The sequence below is a fragment of the Synechococcus sp. OH30 genome (assembly GCF_047462175.1).
Lineage (GTDB): Bacteria > Cyanobacteriota > Cyanobacteriia > Thermostichales > Thermostichaceae > Thermostichus.
The window spans coordinates 21,518-34,297 of the sequence record NZ_JANSIP010000013.1 but is presented as its reverse complement, the minus strand read 5'-3'; the positions used below and the strand labels follow the sequence as shown (position 1 = coordinate 34,297).

Sequence of the window (12,780 nt, the reverse complement as noted above, 5' to 3'; positions counted from 1 at the left end):
CATAAGACCTAACTTCCCTGCGGAAGTGCGAAGATTGACAACCCAACCTTAAACCATCCATTAAGTTCTGTCAACTCCCCTAAGAAAGGCCATGTCGCTTACCCGCTGGATTCTAGGGATTCACACCACCACGCCTGTTTTGGGCCTCGCCCTGTTGCCGCTAGAAGGAGAGCAGGAGGAAGGCCGCAGCCAAAGCTGGTGGCTTGATCACCAGATGGCGGCGCGGCTGCACCCTCACTTGAGAGACTTTTTAGCTGGCCAGGACTGGTCACAAGTGGCGGGGATCGCCGTTGCCGTGGGGCCGGGGAGTTTTACCGGCAGTCGTTTGGGGGTAAGCGTGGCGCGGCTAGTGGGGCAGCAGCTAGGCATTCCAGTGTTTGGCTACTCGTCCTTAGCGGTTGTTGCCCGCCGGGTGTGGCAGGAGCAGGGATCCCCCCCTCAGCCCTTGACGGTGGCGGTCCACATGGACGCCAAGCGGGGGGAGCGGTATGGCGGGGTGTACCGGGTGGGTCCGGAACAGCTAGGGGCCGAAGTCTCGGATCAGCTCTGGGGGGAAACGGCTTGGCAGGCCCTTCTCCGTCAGTGGCCGCAAGCGCTGGCGGTGGATGCCGCCGATTGGGTGGATCCAGCGCCTGTGCTGGCATTGGCAGAGCTGGCCCGTGCCGACTTCCTAGCGGGCCTGCGCCCCTCGTGGCAGGCAGTGTTGCCTAGGTATGGACGGCAAGCGCCCATTGATCTTAGAGGACTGAATCGGAGTACCCCCTAGGCGCGGTAAGATTAGGAAGTCTAGGCAACGGATCCTGTGCTGACATGATCTCAAGCAATGATTTGCGCCCCGGCGTCTCTGTGGAAGTTGATGGCGCTCCCTACAAAGTCATTGAGTTTCTGCACGTCAAGCCTGGCAAAGGGGCGGCTTTTGTGCGCACCAAGCTCAAAAACATGCAGACCGGCAACGTTGTCGAGAAAACCTTCCGCGCTGGCGAAATGCTGCCTGCTGCCACCATTGAAAAGGTGAACATGCAGTACCTCTATGCGGAAGGGGACAACCTCGTGTTCATGGACATGGAGACCTATGAGCAAGCTGTGATCAGTACCGCTCAGGTGGGCTCTGCTGTGAAATACCTGAAGGAAAATATGGAAGTGTCTGTTTTGCGCTGGAAGGGGCAGGTGATCGATGTGGAACTGCCCAACAGTGTGGTTTTGGAAGTGGTGGAAACTGACCCGGGGGTTAGGGGAGATACGGCTACAGGAGGAACCAAACCTGCCAAGCTAGAAACCGGTGCCGAGATCCAGGTGCCCCTGTTTATTAAAGTGGGAGAGCGGGTTCGAGTCGATACTCGCACGGACACTTATCTGGGCCGCGAGTGAGGACTCTTGCCCGCTGCTAGGTTGCTATTGTGGACAGGTGACTTCCCTTGGATGTCATTAATTGGCAGGAAATTCGCCTTCTACTGGCCGCTCTGCAAGAGAGCGATGTTACCGAACTAACTCTCGAGTGCAAAGATTTCCGCCTGACTCTGCGCAAGGGGATCCCTGCTGCTCAGGTTGCCGCAATCGCTCCCTCCACTCCTTCTGCTCCGCTAGAGCCTCCTACTGCAGGGACTGCCCCAAAATCTCCCCCCAGCCACTGGGTGGAGGTGGTAGCACCCATGGTGGGTACCTTCTACAGCGCTCCTGCTCCTGGAGAAGCGGATTTTGTCCAAGTGGGGCAACGAGTGAACAAAGGCCAAACCTTGTGCATTATCGAGGCGATGAAGGTAATGAACGAAATAGAAGCAGAAACGGCAGGCGTGGTCAAGGAGATTTTGGTGAGCAACGGCCAGCCGGTGGAGTTTGGCCAAGTGCTAATGCGGCTGGATCCCACGGCCTAACAGCAGGAGCAGAGATGAAGCTTTGCGTGTTGAGGAAGCAGCGGCTCCAGAGCTCTCTTGCCGACCTTTGCCAGGGAGGAAGCAATTCTGCCAATGCCCCAGATTGAGGGGGTAAAGGTTCTGCCCCCCCGGCACATTGTTGGGCAGGAGCTGGCGGCGCGGCTGCTGGTGGCCGCTCTGGAAAAGGGGCGGGTGACCTCCAGCTACTGTTTCTCGGGGCCAGAGGGGGTGGGGCGAGGGCTGATGGCCCGCTGGTTTGCCCAGGCCCTCTTCTGCGAGGCCAGCTCGGGGATCCCCTGCGGCCAGTGCTCCAACTGCCGTTGGCTGGTAGCGGGCACCCATCCCGACCTCCACTGGGTTAGCCCCACCTATCTCCACCAGGGCCGCCTAATAGCAGCGGAGGCCCCCGAGGCGCAAACTCTGCAGCGGCGCTCCCCGCCGCAAATTCGCCTGGAACAGGTGCAGGGAGTGGCCCGCTTCTGTGCCCGCAGGCCGATTTGCGCCCGCCGCTCCCTGGTGGTGCTGGAGGGGGCGGAAACCCTGGCAGAGAGTGCGGCCAATGCTCTGCTAAAAACCCTGGAGGAGCCCGGCTCAGCCCACCTTGTTCTCATTGCTTCCCAGGCGGCCTCCCTGCTGCCGACGCTGTTGTCCCGCTGCCAGATGGTGCCTTTCCGCCGCCTCGGCCCAGCAGAGGTAGAGCGGGTGTTGGTTAGTTTGAACTGCCCGGAGCTGCCCGGGATCCCTCGCTCTGAGCTGATTGCCCTGGCCCAAGGCAGCCCCGGGCGGGCGCTGGAGGCCCACCAGCACCTGCAAAGGATCCCGCCGTCGCTATTGCAAGAGCTTAGACGCTGGCCCCCCTCGCTGCGGCAGGCCCTGGAACTGGCCAGGGCGGTGGCCGCTCTTGATTTGCCGGCGCAACTGTGGCTGATTGACTATCTGCAGCAGCATTTCTGGGCGCAGGGATCCCGCCAGGCCATCTGGCAATTGGAACAGATTCGCCACCAGCTTTTGCACTTTGTACAGCCGCGCCTTGCTTGGGAGGTCAACCTGGCCGGATTCGACAGCAGTTGAACCCAAGCCCTATGGCAAAGTGAGAAAGAGCGTTCAAGACCTGCCCATGCCTACCTGGCTTTTGGCTTTCCTCGCCGCCCTTGGAGGCTACTTGCTGGGATCCATCCCCACCGGCTACTGGGTAGGCCGTTGGTGGGGCGGGATCGACATTCGTCAGCAGGGATCCGGCTCGACAGGGGCAACCAACGTGTTGCGGACGCTGGGCAAGGGACCGGCGCTGTTGGTGTTGCTGGTGGATACTGCCAAGGGGGCAGCAGCAGTGGCGCTGGGATCGGCTTTGGGATCCCCGTGGTGGGTGGTCGTGGCGGCCTTTGGGGCAGTGGTTGGCCACAGCCGCTCCTGCTGGCTGGGCTTTAGGGGAGGCAAGTCGGTGGCCACCAGCCTGGGAATCTTGCTGGCCATGGCTTGGCCGGTGGCCCTGGCTACCTTTGGCGTCTGGCTGCTGGGGATCGCCCTTACCCGCATTGTCTCCTTCAGCTCGCTGCTGGCGGCGGTGGCGGCGCCGCTGCTGATGTGGGCTCTGGGTCAGCCTCTGCCCTATGGGTTGTTTGCCCTGGCAGGGGGGGTTTATGTCATTGCTGCCCATCGGCGCAACATCGAGCGCCTGCTGGCCGGCTCAGAGCCCCGCCTTGGCCAAAAATTGGTCCAATCCCCCTAATTCCCCCTGTCCCAGAGCACGATGGAACCAACGACCGTGGTTTTTGTCTACGGATCCCTGCTGCGGGGTGGCCAGTACCACCGTCTGCTGCAAGGAGCGGAGTTTTTGGGGACAGACAGCCTCAACCACATCGATCTCTACGATCTCGGCCCCTACCCCATGGCCGTTCCTGGCCGCAACCGGCTCTACGGCGAGCGCTACCGCATTCCCTTGAGCCTGTTGCCCCGCCTGGACGAGCTGGAAGATCACCCGCGGCTGTACAAACGGCAGTGGGTGCAACTGGACAGTGGCACCTCGGCCTGGGTTTACCTGGGCCGGCCCGAGCAGGTGCAGGGGTGCCCCCTTATCCCCAGTGGCCGCTGGCTGCCCCGACCTTCCTAGAGGTCAAAGTGGAGCTTGATGCCCTCAACATACTGGGGCAGTAACTCGGCTGGGGGCAGATCCCATTCTGGGGCATCTAACTCTCTGCCAGAGGGGGCAGTGGCTTCTCCAGGGCTGGCAAGGCGCTCCAGGTAGTAAATGCGATCTCCGCGCCGCCAAATGTCCGGCTTGGGCAGGTAAAATAACCGCTCCAGTCGGGAGGAGCGAGCTCCCTTTTGCCACCAGCCCCCTCCTCGCTGCGGGCGCACCAGCAACAAAGGCAGGCAAAGATCGGCTTTGATCCGATAGGCAAACTGATCCCGCAGCCGCTCCAGCGTGGGATCCTCCAGCCCCAGCTGGGCCGAAAAGGGGTTGAGGGGTGCTGGACGGCCTGCTGCAGTCGAGTCCTGAGCGGAGATCCCTGCCGACCGAGAGGACTTTAGGCCCAGGTCTGCCAAGGTGGGCAGGGTAATCGAGCGCAGCTCCACTCGCTTGGCCTCCAGGTAGCTGGCCCAGCGCTGCAGTTGGGAAAAGGGGATCGGCAGGGTGCGGATCCCTTCGGAAATGGGCATCTCCGGCAGCAGCACCGTCCAGATGGCAGCAGAAACCGAGAGCTTCACCATCAGCTCGGCAATGGCCCAGTTCATCTGGGGATCCAGCGTCAGGATCAGCAGCGTCTCCGCATGGTCAATATCGGCCTTCAACAGGGCCGACTCGCTGAGCACCACTTCCTGCAGGGATCCCGGCAGCAGCCGGCCAACTTTCTCTTCAGCTCCACCGGCTCCATTACTCCCAGAGGGATCCCCCAGGGCATAGGCGACCTTGTGGCCGTTGAGCTGGGCTAGGCCAGCAGGCTCGCGCAGACGGGATCCCGACGGCAGCGGCAGCACCTCCACCGCCTGATTGAGGGAGCGCAGCAACTCTGCCAACGGCTCAACCAGGGGGTGATCCCCAATGATCACCGTGGAACTGCCCTGGTCCAGACCCAACCAGCGAGCCACCCAAGCGGCGGTCAACCCCTGCACCGTCACCGTAACCGAGATGGTCAAAAACACCAGCGCCTTGAGGGCATCTCCCCCAGTAATGCCTCGCTCCGTCAACAAAATGGCAAACAAAGAAGCCACCGAGGCCGCCACAATACCGCGGGGAGCCAGCCAGGCCACAAACAACTTTTGCCGCCAGTTGAGGTCACTGCCCCAGGTACACAGCCACACACTCAAGGGGCGAACCACCAGCATCAGGCAGAGCACCGTGGCCAGCGCTCCCCAGCCCAAAGCCAACACTGCTTTGAGAGAAAGGGTAGAGGTCAGCAAGATAAACAGCACCGAGATGGCTATCACCACCAACTGGCCATGGAATTGGCGCACGCTCCGCTCGGCAATGGCCGCCTTCTGCCGCACCACCAGCCCCGCCATCACCACCGCCATCAGCCCCGCTTCTGAGCGCAGCGACTGGGCCAGGGCAAACACCCCCAGCGCCCCTGCCAGCACCACCGAGTTGCGCAACTCCTCCCTCAAAAACTGCCGCGACCAGAGCAGAAAGGATCCCATCAGCCAGCCCCCCAGCGCTCCCACTGCCGACCCAATGGCCAAGCGGCTAGAGAGCTGCTCCAAGGCCATGAGGAAGCTGGGGTGACCAGAAAGCACCACCTGCAGCACCACCACCGCCAAGATGGCTCCGACTGGATCGATGAGCACCCCTTCCCCTTCCAAGAGGGTGCTGACGGCGGGATCGACCCGTACCCGCTTGAGGATGGGGTTAATGACAGTTGGCCCCGTCACCACCACCAGGGATCCAAACAAAAAGGCCAGGGGCCAGGGGAACTCTCCCAAATAGTGGGCTGCCAGTGCCCCTCCTCCCAAGGTCAGCAGGGATCCCAGGAGCACCAAATTGCGCAGACTGGTGGAGACCTGGTTGAGGCGTTGCAGCCGCAGGTTCAGCCCCCCCTCAAATAGGATCAGGGCTACTGCCAACGACACCAGCGCCTCTAGACCGGATCCCATGATCTGAGGGCGAACCCAGCCCAAGCCGTCTGGCCCCAGCAACACCCCAAACAGCAGCAGGAAAACAATGCTGGGCACCTGGACAAAGTTGGCCAGGACTTGAGCTGCGATCCCGGCCACCAAGGCCAGCGTAAACAGGATCGTCAGCTCAAAGGAGTTTTCCATGCCGAGGCTCAACCTCCCTCAGTGAGAACTCTGCCCCAGCAGCTCTCGTGTTCAGCAAAGTTGCTACTCAAGGTTGCCATCTGCAGCGAATCTGGACTGGGACGCATTCTAAGAAGTAGGCCAGCCTTAGCTACAGGTAGATGCTCTTTGAGTCTAGGGTAGCTCAGGCCGAAGTGAACTCCCCTGACTGCCCTCTGGGGCAATAGGATCCTGCTGCCCCTGCCCAGCAGGGTCGGGATCGACTGCTGCCAGCGGCTTAACTCGGCGAATGGGTAAGTTAGCAATAAGAGCTGTTGTGCTCCCCTCCACGGTCAAGTGGAATTGCATCCCCTCTGGGTCTAGCTCCACATAGCGGGAGACTACCCCCAAAATTTCTAGCCGCATCGATTCTAGGGCTGCCGGACTGAGATTGGTGCGGTCGTGGGCCAAGATGAGTTTCAGGCGCTGCTTGGCCTGCTCGCGGCTGCTGCCGGGGGGTCGGGAAAAAAGCTGATCCAAAAAATCGAGGAGCATGGGCTTTATTGAGGGAACATGGCTGGGAAAGCAAAAACTCCAGGCAAAGTTAGCTTCAGAACACCTTTTGGGTTAAAAATCGCTTGGCCTTTTCCCAGAAAGACTCACTCAAGCTGGCCAACTTGGGGAACTCCACCCTCTCCCCTTCCAGCCGTCGGGCAATGCGCTGGATGGCCTGGGCAGCCAGAGAAGGATTAGCAGCCAAAACCATGGGTTCCCCCTTGTTGGTGGAGACAATTACCTCGCGGTCTTCTGGAATCATACCCACCAACGGGATGGCCAGCACCTCCACCACATCCTCCACTGCCATCATCTGGCCTGCGGTTACCATGTCGGGGCGCAGGCGGTTAACAATTAGCTGGATTGAGGAGATCCCTGCCGCTTCCAATAAGCCCACCACCCGGTCTGCATCCCGCACCGCTGCTACTTCGGGCGTAGTTACCAGCAGAGCTTCCGTTGCCCCCGCAATGGCATTGCGAAACCCTTGCTCAATCCCAGCTGGGCAGTCAATCAACACATAGTCATGGCTACTGGCCAGCTTCTCCATCAACTGCCGCATTTGCTCCGGGTTGATTGCTGTTTTGTTGCGGGTTTGGGCCGCCGGCAGCAAGACCAAGTTGGGGGTGCGCTTATCCTTCACCAGCGCCTGTTCCAGTCGACATTCCCCCGCTATAACCTCCAGCGCTGTGTACACCACTCGATTCTCTAGACCCAGCAGCAGATCCAAGTTGCGCAAGCCAAAGTCGGCATCCACCACCACCACCGAGCGATCCAAGTGCGCCAAGGCAGTGCCCAGGTTGGCCGTTAGGGTGGTCTTGCCCACTCCTCCCTTCCCAGAGGTTATGACGATAACTCGGCCCATGCTCTTCTCCGCAGAAACTCCTGAAGGCTGACAATGCAGATGACACCCTCCTGCAAGTAAACCACCTCCGGCGTGTTGGGGGGGGATCCTCCTTCCGGCGGGCGGGCCACCTGGTCGGCAATGCGCAATTGGGTAGGCTCCAACTGCAAAGCAAGGATCACCGCGCTCCTATCCCCCTCAGCGCCGGCATGCACCAGCCCCCGCAGCCGTCCCCAAACCCAAATGTCGCCGCCAGCAATGATCTCGCCGCCGGGGTTGAGATCTCCTAACAGGAAGACAGAACCGCGGTGGCGTACGGACATGCCCGAGCGCACGGTTGAACGCAGGTACAGAGGGGCAGTGTCGGGGGGAAGAGGGGGAGCCGCCTCTAGAGGGGAAAATTGCTCTACAGAGTAGCCTAAGGTCGCTGCAGCAATGGCGGTTGCCCGGGATCCGGTTTGGACGCGCCACAGCTGCAGCCGATACTGCGCCAACAAGACAGCCAGAGCCTGTAGGGTGGGTAGATCCAGCTCGCGCTCCTGGCACCACAGGGTTAGAGGAGCTATCCCCCTCCAGTAGGGTCGGCGGCTGCGCAACTGCCAAACCAGATCGTCCCAAACTTCTTCCCAAGCTAGGGTGGCAGGCAAGTGCAAATGGATCCCATGGGCATCAGAGCGAAAATAGACCCCCCCTTTGGCTGCTCCTATCCCGGCGGGGAAGATTGGCGAGTTCCACGCTAGGGATCCCATCCTGCCTGCCCAGCCCCTCCCTTGCCTAAATAAGGAATCAGTCAAAGTAGAAGAGCGTCACCACCTTGTGTTGCTCCTCGGCGTGTCTGCAGGCCTCCAAAAGCGTGACGCTGTCGTGAAAGGCAAAACAGATCAATTGCTGGCACTTGCTAATGATTTCCAAATTGCAGAGGCGACTGGCCTCCGCTAAAGGCAGGTGGTCGTTTTCAGGGTGTTCCACCAGATGCAGCACTTGCTCCAGACTGGCCCGCGACTCCGCCGGCTGTCGCTCTAAGCTTTGGGGCAGGATCACCGTCAAGGACTTGACATCTGCCCGCATTGCTCCCCGAATCACCGCTAGGTTGGTACCAATAGCGCCGGACGTGAGGATGCGGTTGCCGGTAAGGGCCAGAGCGTAGCTGAGGGTCTCGATGAGGTACTGGTGGGTGATGGGCACATGGCGAGTGCCCAAGATGGCTATCCGCTTAGGCCCCACTTGCTGAATGGCGGCCAGCTCTTGCAAAAACGTATCGACGCTGGTGGGGAGATCAATGGACTGGGTCAAGGGGATCCCTCGGTAAACTGGATGAGCTAGGTTATGCTAGCAGCCTACACTGTTGCTGGGGGATCTAGCTAGAGGGTTGGGCCTTCCCTCTTCAAGTAGCTAGACCTACCAGCGCAGCAGCGCTGCCGCTCCCTGGAACTCCTGGAGGAGGCGATCTTCGGCCTCGCCGCGGACGAACTCCAGTTTAGCGCCAAAATCGCGGGCTAGCACCCACACGAGATCCCGCAGGGGCACTGGTTGCGGCTCCGGGCAGAGGAGCTGGGCCATCTCTGGGGTTCCTCCCACCGAGCCGTCTGGACAGCGCCAGATGGTGGCCTCTAGCCTCCAGGGCAAGACCAAAATTGCCACCCGACCTAGCTGGAGGGCGTCTAGCACTGCATCTAGGCCCCAAGCGCCGGGCTGCTCTCGAATCCGCTCCAACAAAGCCAGTTCCCCTCGCCGCTCGGCGGCCTCCAGGACGGGCACCACTCGGTCGAGGATGTCTTGGGGTGTGGGGGCGTGGAGGTTGGCGGGGTGTCCTACCCGGGCGACGATGCGGTTGCGCAGGCCACGGTTGAGGTAGCCCTCGAAATGGGATACCTGCCAGACTTCGCCCATGAGCACCAGCCGCTCAATGCCCAGCCGGTCCACAGCTTTGTCGAGGGCTTGGGCCAGGCGCTGGTAGAGCTTGTGCATCCAGAGGCTGACCTTGGCCGCCTCCCGCTCCTTAGGAGAGAGCTTGTCGAAGGTGCCGCCGCTGCGGGCCCGACGCTCGGCAACGGCATTTTCGATGCGGTCGGCTAGCTCCTGGAGTTCTCGCCACTCGTCGGCGCCGATGTTGGCAAAGATTTCCGTGTCCTCCCGCAGTTCTCCCAAAAAGAGTTCGTAGAAGTGCCACCTGGCTCCGGACAGATGCAACACCCCGGCCCGCTCATATTCATCGAAGGCGAAAATCAAAGGGGTCAAGTACGGCTCACCCCAGCGGGCTTCCACCCGCCCATGGGCCAGATCCACTACCGGCAGCTCCACCTGCAGGTCGATGCGGCGCACCACCAGCTTGCCCTCTGGGCTGCGGCTAGCAAACAGAGCCAAGGTACGGGCAGAGGGGCGCTCCTGTTCCACCAGGGCAAGAACTTGTTCGTAGAGGGAGGGGTCCTGCTTGCTCTCCTGAAGCTCCGACAGCTCCTTGATGGCGTTTTTAATGCGTCCCACCCAGGCACGGCCGGTATTTTCGGGACGGGCAGGGTTGATGTCGGCATATATCGAGAGCACTGGCGTGCCACCGTCGCCAAAGGCAGCTTGCAGATCCTGGATCAGGGTGTTGAGTTCGTTCATGGTTTTCAAGAAAGGGCTTGGTTAGAGCCAGTAAGATATCACGGCAAGTAGGGAGGCGGACAGGGTTCTCAAGGATCCCCCGACCTTAGCTGCTGGGGTACGGGGGTGGAGTTCCGCCCTGTCCTTGCAGAGTCACGGTCGGGAGGCAGACACCCCTGCGAAGATAGGATGGCCTCGGTTGCAACCCTGCGGTGGGCCATCGGTGCTACAAGCTCCCGTTGAAGCGGGAAGCTCGCCCTCTATGCGCTAGCAGGAGGGCAGGGGGTTGACGGCTGGCCTAGGCGTTGTCTGATCCGGGGAGGGAACCCTTTGGAAAGCTCTCTTGCGGCGATCCCTGTAGCTGTCTCCTGCTCCAGCCACTAAACTGCTCCAGAAGACTGGGTTAAGCTTTGGCTTGAGGAGTTGGGGAGGTGGCGCAGCTTTCCTCTCACTCGAGCTGGACTTGCCCTTCCAGCAAAGCGAGGATTAGTCGGTCAATTGCCTCCAGATCCAATTCGTCGTAGAGCCCCTCCTGGAGGAGGTGGCAGATTTGGGATTCTTGCTGGCGGCTGAGGTGGGTGCTCTGGAGAACCGATTCGACAATGAGGCGGATGGACATGGGGCAGCGCTCTAACCCAACTGCCCCAATGAAATGCGAAACAAGGGGGAGGCAGCGGTGATCTGGGTCAAATGGCCATCCTTAGCCGGCAACCTTGACCTGGGCAGCCTAGCCAAGCAACGCCACGGCGGGCAAGGGCAGTTCAGCTGCCGCCGCCGCATCCAGCAGCCACAGCAGCCGCCCTTGGGGATTGAGGCGCTGGCAGGGCAGGTGGGCCTCCGTTGTCAGCGCCTCCTTGACAATTGCAGCCTTGCCGGCTCCAGTTACCAAAACCACCACCTGCCTGGCCTGGTTGAGAACAGGGTAGGTGAGAGTTAGGCGTGGCTCCTCTCCCTTCTGCCCCACGGTTACCCAGCGATGTTGCACCTGCAGGGCGGCTGTGCCGGGGAACAGGGAAGCCGTATGGCCGTCTTCTCCCACTCCAAGCCAGATGAGATCGAAGGTGGGACATTCGTTGCCGAAAATCTGCCGTAGGGTCGCCTCGTATTCCGCCGCATCCCGCAAGGGATCCCCTGCCTGGGTGGGCATGGGAAAGACCTGAGAGGCGGGAACTCCAACCGTCTCCAGCAGGATCCGCCGTACCATGCCGTAATTGCTCTCAGGGTGATCCGGAGGAACGTAGCGCTCATCCCCCCAGAACAGCCAGGTTTGCTGCCAGGGGAGCCCCGGCGTCTGGGTTAAAGCGGCATACAACTTTCGCGGCGTATTTCCCCCTGCCAGCGCCACTGTAAAGCGGCCCCGCTGGCGAATGGCTGCCGCGGCCTGCTCTTGCCAAACCTCGACCGCTCGCCGGAAAAAGGCTGTTCCCTCCGGCCAGACCTCCAACTGGAATCCTTGCATTGCTCGCCCTCTATCGCCGCTTGCCCAACTGCCCCAGCCAGGCAGAGGGATCCCCCTCCAGCAGAGGCAAAGCCTAGGAAGCTACTGCCAGCTTCTTGGCTTCCATCTGGATCTTCTCGTAGAGGGCACGCAGCTTTAGGCCTACGATGACCTGGATAAGGCCAGAGCCGTTGCGGGATCCCGGATACTCTGGGTGCTTGCGCAAAAGCTCTGTCAGCTCGCCGTAGTAGCGGGTCGATAGATTACTCAGGTGGTTCTCGATGTAGATAACCTCCTCCAGCTTGTCGAAACTGCCATCCACTTCCAACACCGAGACCGGCTGGTCAAAGTAGGTAGAGGGGCCATAGTGCAGACGAATGCCAGGGTAGGAGCAAGTTAGCTTCTTGCCGCACGGGATCCAGTCAATGGTGGAGCCTTCGTCAAACAAATAGACGTGGTCAAAGTACTTCACCCCCTCCCGCTGGATCATGCGCACCCGCAGCACCTTGTGCTCGGGATCCAGCTCCGGCAGCAGCTTAGTGGGCAGCACCTCGATCACCACGTCGGCATAGCGCTTCTGCACATCGACGTAGGCCTCAAAATCAGGCCGGCGGGCTTCGATGGAGCGCAACACGTCCTCATAGGTGTGGCCCCGCTCCGCCATGTCCCGCTTCACCTTCCAGGCAATCTTAATTTCCGGTGCCAGATCCAGATAAATCTTAAAGTCCAGCAGCTCCCGCACCCGCTCGTCGTACATGGGGTGAAGGCCCTCCAAGACAATGATGGGGGTGGGGTCTACTCGCTCGGGTGGGTCAATGAGCCCCGTCTCGTGGTTGTAGATGGGCTTCATTACGCTCTGGCCATTTTTGAGTGCCTTGGCCTGCTCGTACATTAACTCGAAGTTGTTGGCACGGGGATCCAGCGCCGTGATGCCCTTTTCCTTGCGCTGGTAGCGGTCCAAGGAGTGATAGTCATCCAGACAAATGGTGGTAATGAGATCCCGGCCAAACAAGTCCTCCAACCGCCGCAAGAAGGTTGACTTGCCACAGCCAGAATCTCCAGCAACACCAATCATCACAATACGTTCGGGATTGCTTGCCATGGGAACTCCTTGGGGATAGGCGGGGCAAAACTGCAAGGAGGCTTCTGAAAACGTTATCTTTATGGCTTTGCATGTTACCACAAGACGCTCCATTGCAAGCAATCCTGGGGCTAGAGAAAGACACCAGACCCTTCCCTGCTCGGCGGGGGCGTTTTTCTGGATGGCCGAGGAA

General features: G+C 60.6%; 15 protein-coding genes. 6 read left to right on the top strand and 9 right to left on the bottom strand.

The window, feature by feature from the left end; genetic code table 11:
• Positions 1-91 precede the first annotated feature (91 nt).
• The 6 genes from tsaB to NW830_RS11145 all read left to right on the top strand — a co-directional run bounded on the left by tsaB (position 92) and on the right by NW830_RS11145 (position 3,981).
• On the top strand, positions 92-766 hold the full coding sequence (gene tsaB, locus NW830_RS11170) for a tRNA (adenosine(37)-N6)-threonylcarbamoyltransferase complex dimerization subunit type 1 TsaB (protein ID WP_414362968.1): 675 nt from the start codon (positions 92-94) through the stop codon (positions 764-766).
• Positions 767-810: 44 nt separating this feature from the next.
• Entirely contained in the window at positions 811-1,368 is a 558-nt protein-coding gene (gene efp / locus NW830_RS11165) for an elongation factor P (protein WP_414362966.1), read from the top strand.
• A 47-nt stretch (positions 1,369-1,415) separates the two neighbouring features.
• Entirely contained in the window at positions 1,416-1,871 is a 456-nt protein-coding gene (gene accB, locus NW830_RS11160; RefSeq protein WP_414362965.1) for an acetyl-CoA carboxylase biotin carboxyl carrier protein, read from the top strand.
• A gap of 93 nt (positions 1,872-1,964) precedes the next feature.
• Complete coding sequence (locus tag NW830_RS11155; RefSeq protein ID WP_414362963.1) at positions 1,965-2,942, top strand: DNA polymerase III subunit delta'; 978 nt, start codon at positions 1,965-1,967, stop codon at positions 2,940-2,942.
• Between the two features lie 46 nt (positions 2,943-2,988).
• Positions 2,989-3,600: a glycerol-3-phosphate 1-O-acyltransferase PlsY gene (plsY, locus tag NW830_RS11150; RefSeq protein ID WP_414362961.1), complete on the top strand. Its 612-nt coding sequence runs from the start codon at positions 2,989-2,991 to the stop codon at positions 3,598-3,600.
• A 21-nt stretch (positions 3,601-3,621) separates the two neighbouring features.
• The gene (locus tag NW830_RS11145; protein ID WP_414404696.1) at positions 3,622-3,981 is read left to right on the top strand and encodes a gamma-glutamylcyclotransferase; all 360 of its coding nucleotides are present in this window, start codon (positions 3,622-3,624) and stop codon (positions 3,979-3,981) included.
• On the opposite strand, the gene NW830_RS11140 is transcribed toward NW830_RS11145, so the two are convergent.
• From NW830_RS11140 to NW830_RS11100, 9 genes are all read right to left on the bottom strand, one after another.
• Positions 3,978-6,128 carry a cation:proton antiporter gene (locus NW830_RS11140; RefSeq protein ID WP_414362958.1) on the bottom strand — a complete coding sequence of 717 codons (2,151 nt, stop codon included), beginning with the start codon at positions 6,126-6,128 and terminating at the stop codon, positions 3,978-3,980. The two genes, NW830_RS11145 and NW830_RS11140, sit on opposite strands and share 4 nt — an antisense overlap.
• A gap of 153 nt (positions 6,129-6,281) precedes the next feature.
• Complete coding sequence (minE, locus tag NW830_RS11135; RefSeq protein ID WP_414362955.1) at positions 6,282-6,641, bottom strand: cell division topological specificity factor MinE; 360 nt, start codon at positions 6,639-6,641, stop codon at positions 6,282-6,284.
• 55 nt (positions 6,642-6,696) lie between these two features.
• Complete coding sequence (gene minD / locus NW830_RS11130) at positions 6,697-7,503, bottom strand: septum site-determining protein MinD (protein ID WP_414362953.1); 807 nt, start codon at positions 7,501-7,503, stop codon at positions 6,697-6,699.
• Positions 7,482-8,231, bottom strand: coding sequence for a septum site-determining protein MinC (gene minC, locus NW830_RS11125; protein WP_414362951.1), 750 nt, complete (start codon positions 8,229-8,231; stop codon positions 7,482-7,484). The genes minD and minC overlap by 22 nt, the downstream gene beginning before the upstream one ends.
• A gap of 37 nt (positions 8,232-8,268) precedes the next feature.
• The gene (locus NW830_RS11120) at positions 8,269-8,775 is read right to left on the bottom strand and encodes a DNA recombination-mediator protein A (RefSeq protein WP_414362949.1); all 507 of its coding nucleotides are present in this window, start codon (positions 8,773-8,775) and stop codon (positions 8,269-8,271) included.
• 105 nt (positions 8,776-8,880) lie between these two features.
• The gene (locus NW830_RS11115; RefSeq protein WP_414362948.1) at positions 8,881-10,089 is read right to left on the bottom strand and encodes a VLRF1 family aeRF1-type release factor; all 1,209 of its coding nucleotides are present in this window, start codon (positions 10,087-10,089) and stop codon (positions 8,881-8,883) included.
• Between the two features lie 427 nt (positions 10,090-10,516).
• On the bottom strand, positions 10,517-10,687 hold the full coding sequence (locus tag NW830_RS11110) for a hypothetical protein (protein WP_414362946.1): 171 nt from the start codon (positions 10,685-10,687) through the stop codon (positions 10,517-10,519).
• A 108-nt stretch (positions 10,688-10,795) separates the two neighbouring features.
• Entirely contained in the window at positions 10,796-11,527 is a 732-nt protein-coding gene (gene pgl / locus NW830_RS11105) for a 6-phosphogluconolactonase (RefSeq protein WP_414362945.1), read from the bottom strand.
• A gap of 73 nt (positions 11,528-11,600) precedes the next feature.
• Positions 11,601-12,608, bottom strand: a complete 1,008-nt coding sequence (locus NW830_RS11100) for a phosphoribulokinase (RefSeq protein ID WP_414362943.1) — start codon at positions 12,606-12,608, stop codon at positions 11,601-11,603.
• Positions 12,609-12,780: the final 172 nt, after the last annotated feature.

Coding starts and splice junctions, on each gene's coding strand:
- tsaB (WP_414362968.1), top strand. CDS start 92: ATGTCGCTTACCCGCTGGATTCTAGGGATTCACACCACCACGCCTGTT.
- efp (WP_414362966.1), top strand. CDS start 811: ATGATCTCAAGCAATGATTTGCGCCCCGGCGTCTCTGTGGAAGTTGAT.
- NW830_RS11155 (WP_414362963.1), top strand. CDS start 1,965: ATGCCCCAGATTGAGGGGGTAAAGGTTCTGCCCCCCCGGCACATTGTT.
- plsY (WP_414362961.1), top strand. CDS start 2,989: ATGCCTACCTGGCTTTTGGCTTTCCTCGCCGCCCTTGGAGGCTACTTG.
- NW830_RS11145 (WP_414404696.1), top strand. CDS start 3,622: ATGGAACCAACGACCGTGGTTTTTGTCTACGGATCCCTGCTGCGGGGT.
- NW830_RS11140 (WP_414362958.1), bottom strand. CDS start 6,128: ATGGAAAACTCCTTTGAGCTGACGATCCTGTTTACGCTGGCCTTGGTG.
- minE (WP_414362955.1), bottom strand. CDS start 6,641: ATGCTCCTCGATTTTTTGGATCAGCTTTTTTCCCGACCCCCCGGCAGC.
- minD (WP_414362953.1), bottom strand. CDS start 7,503: ATGGGCCGAGTTATCGTCATAACCTCTGGGAAGGGAGGAGTGGGCAAG.
- minC (WP_414362951.1), bottom strand. CDS start 8,231: ATGGGATCCCTAGCGTGGAACTCGCCAATCTTCCCCGCCGGGATAGGA.
- NW830_RS11115 (WP_414362948.1), bottom strand. CDS start 10,089: ATGAACGAACTCAACACCCTGATCCAGGATCTGCAAGCTGCCTTTGGC.
- NW830_RS11110 (WP_414362946.1), bottom strand. CDS start 10,687: ATGTCCATCCGCCTCATTGTCGAATCGGTTCTCCAGAGCACCCACCTC.
- pgl (WP_414362945.1), bottom strand. CDS start 11,527: ATGCAAGGATTCCAGTTGGAGGTCTGGCCGGAGGGAACAGCCTTTTTC.
- NW830_RS11100 (WP_414362943.1), bottom strand. CDS start 12,608: ATGGCAAGCAATCCCGAACGTATTGTGATGATTGGTGTTGCTGGAGAT.